Here is a 2,662-nt window from a genome sequence, read left to right as displayed (position 1 = left end):
GCCCCAGCCAGGAGATGACGCGCCCCGTGACGAGCGTCTGCAACCCCAGCGTCGCCAGCTGCACGTAGAAGTCGATGTCACCGAAGAGGGCGGTGCGGCTGGCCGCGTCGTTGCCCATGGCGGCGACGAGCCGCACCTCCTGGAAGTAGAGGAACGTGGAGGTCGCCGCGTAGAGCAGCACCTGGAGCCCCAGCGCCAACAGGAACGGCGACGTCACGATGAGCCGCAGCCCCGCGAGCACGCCGCCGCCCACCGGGCCCTGCGCCGCGGCGGGCTGATGCTGGACGTCCTGGGCCCAGCCGCTCAGTCGGCGCACGCACTGCGCGCTCACCTCCAGCAGCACCACCGAGATGAGGATGAGATTCACCGGGCCCACCGGCTCTGCGAGCCGCCCCACCAGGAAGGGCCCCACCAGCATGCCCGTGGTGCCACCCGCGGCGATGAAGCCAAAGAGCCGCTTGCTCTGCCCGCTGGCGAAGACGTCCGCCATGAAGCTCCAGAAGATGGAGACGACGAACAGGTTGTAGACGCTCAACCAGACATAGAAGACGCGCGCCACCGTCTCCCGCGCCACCCCGAGCTTCAGCACCACGAAGAAGCCCAGCAGGCTGAGCAGGAAGAAGCGGTAGATGCGAGGAATCACCACCCGCCGGGGCCAACGCGACACCAACGCGGAAAAGGCAGGCACCGCCGCGAGCATCACCAGGAAGGTGGCGGTGAAGAGCCAATCCAAGCCCTTCACGCTGCCCGCCGTGCCCATCTCGTTGCGGATGGGCCGGAGGATGGCATAGCCACACATCAGCGTGAAGAAATACAGGAATGACCAGCGGACGGCGCCAACTTCCTCGTCCCGAACGTCCACGAATCGCTTGAGCATGGAGGAATTCACGTGAGCGGCCCAACGAGGCCCCGGGCAATGTATTCCCAGGATCTCCATGGTGGAACGAGCGCGGCGGGAAGATGTCGCAAGGATTACGCGCCGGCGGAGAGGACCTCGCGGAGCGCCGCCTCCACCCGGGGCAGCGCCTCCTCGATTTCCTTCACCGACGTGGCCCCCACCGACAGGCGGAACCACCCCGTGTCCGCGTCCAGTCCGAAGGCCTGGAAGGGCACCACGCCCAGGTTTGCCTTCTCCAGCAGGAGCTTGCGGATGTCATCGTTGGAGCGCAGGCCTCCCTTGCCCACCAGGTCGAAGCGCACCGACAGGTAGATGGCGCCCTGCGGCGCGATGTGCTGGACCGGCAGCCCCGCCTCGCGCATGCGCGTGAGCCCCTGGTGCAAGGCCTCCAGCCGCGCTTCCACGGCCTCGCGCATCCCCTCCAGGAAGGTCTCCGTCGCCGCCGTGTCGTCGAGGTAGCGCGCCACCGCGACCTGCTCCGCCTTGGGCGCCCAGGCGCCCACGTGGCCGAGCACGTCCCGCATGCGGGCGATAATCGTCGGCGGCCCCACGCCCCAGCCCACGCGCACGCCCGTGGCGGCGAAGGCCTTGGAGATGCCATCCACGAACACCGTGTACGGCGCCACCTCCGGCACCAGCGACACCGGCGTGACGTGCCTGGCCGCGCCGAAGCTCAGCACCCAGTAAATCTGGTCGTACATGAGGATGAGCGGCTTGCGGCCCTGCTTCTCGCGCTCGCGGTTCTCCGCGACGACGCGCTCGCAGATGGCGCCCAGCGCGTCCGGCTCAATCATGGTGCCGGTGGGGTTGAGCGGACTGCACAGGCACAAGAGGCGCGCGGCGCCCAGGTGCGGCGCCAGCTGCTCCACGGTGGGCATGAAGCCCCGCGCGGCGTCCGTCACCACCACCGCGCTCTTCGCGTCCATCATGTGCGCGTAGTGGTTGTTGTTCCACGAGGGCACCGGGTAGACGACCGTCTCCCCCGCGTCCAGCACGCTGCGGTACGTGCTGTAGATGATGGGCCGCGCGCCTCCCGCGATGACAATGCCCTCCAGCGGGTACTTCAGGCCCAGGGAGCGCTCGTAGAAGCGCTGCACGGCCTGGCGGAGCTCCAGCACGCCATCCGACGGCGGGTAGTTCGTCTCGCCCGCCTGGAGCGCGGCGGTGATGTGCTCCCGCAGCGAGTCGGGGATGGGGAACTCGCGCGGGTTGAAGTCGCCCACGGTGAGGTTGCACACCTTCTGGCCCTTGGCGACCCGCTCGCGAATCTCCGCCGCGATGCGGAGGATTTCGCTGCCGACGATGCCACGCGCCATCGTTCCCACGGTGGCGTCGTCCCTGGAGGGACGGGGAAGAGAGGTCAGGTCGAGGGGGGCCATGCGAGGGTGCTCTCCGGTTCGTGCGCGTTCGGGGGCCGCGCGGACCACTTGCGGCGCGGACGATAGTCGCGGCCCCGCCGTCCTGTGTCATGCATTCGTGGTGACGGAGGCCCTCCGGGGCAACCGGCCCTCCGTGGAAATTTCCAGCGCTTCCGGGGCCGTCCACGGGTGTTCGCTTGGCCCGCTTTCCCGTCGTGACACTGGCCCCCGGGCCGCCGCCCGTGCGAGACGATGGGCCGCAGTCCCGAACTCGCAGGCCCTGGCAGGAGGGGAATGATGACGCGGTCCGGACGGAGGATGACGTCGCTGTGGTTGGCCGGGTGTCTGGCGTTCGCCGGGTGCGCCAAGAAGGAGGAACCCGCCGCGGCCCCCACCGGCGCGCAGC

2 protein-coding genes are annotated in these 2,662 nt (G+C 69.2%); both read right to left on the bottom strand.

Features of this window, described 5'->3' with window-relative positions; all coding sequences use genetic code 11:
• Nucleotides 1–877, bottom strand: an 877-nt coding sequence (locus tag G4D87_RS36465; protein ID WP_371928656.1) for an NTP/NDP exchange transporter, incomplete at its 3' end; no start/stop codon positions are given.
• A 95-nt stretch (nt 878–972) separates the two neighbouring features.
• Nucleotides 973–2,277 carry a pyridoxal phosphate-dependent aminotransferase gene (locus G4D87_RS36460; protein ID WP_163787397.1) on the bottom strand — a complete coding sequence of 435 codons (1,305 nt, stop codon included), beginning with the start codon at nt 2,275–2,277 and terminating at the stop codon, nt 973–975.
• Nucleotides 2,278–2,662: the final 385 nt, after the last annotated feature.

The organism is Myxococcus vastator (assembly GCF_010894475.1).
Classification (GTDB): Bacteria; Myxococcota; Myxococcia; order Myxococcales; family Myxococcaceae; genus Myxococcus; species Myxococcus vastator.
The sequence above is the reverse complement of the archived record's forward strand: the minus strand, read 5'-3'. Positions and strand labels throughout refer to the sequence as shown.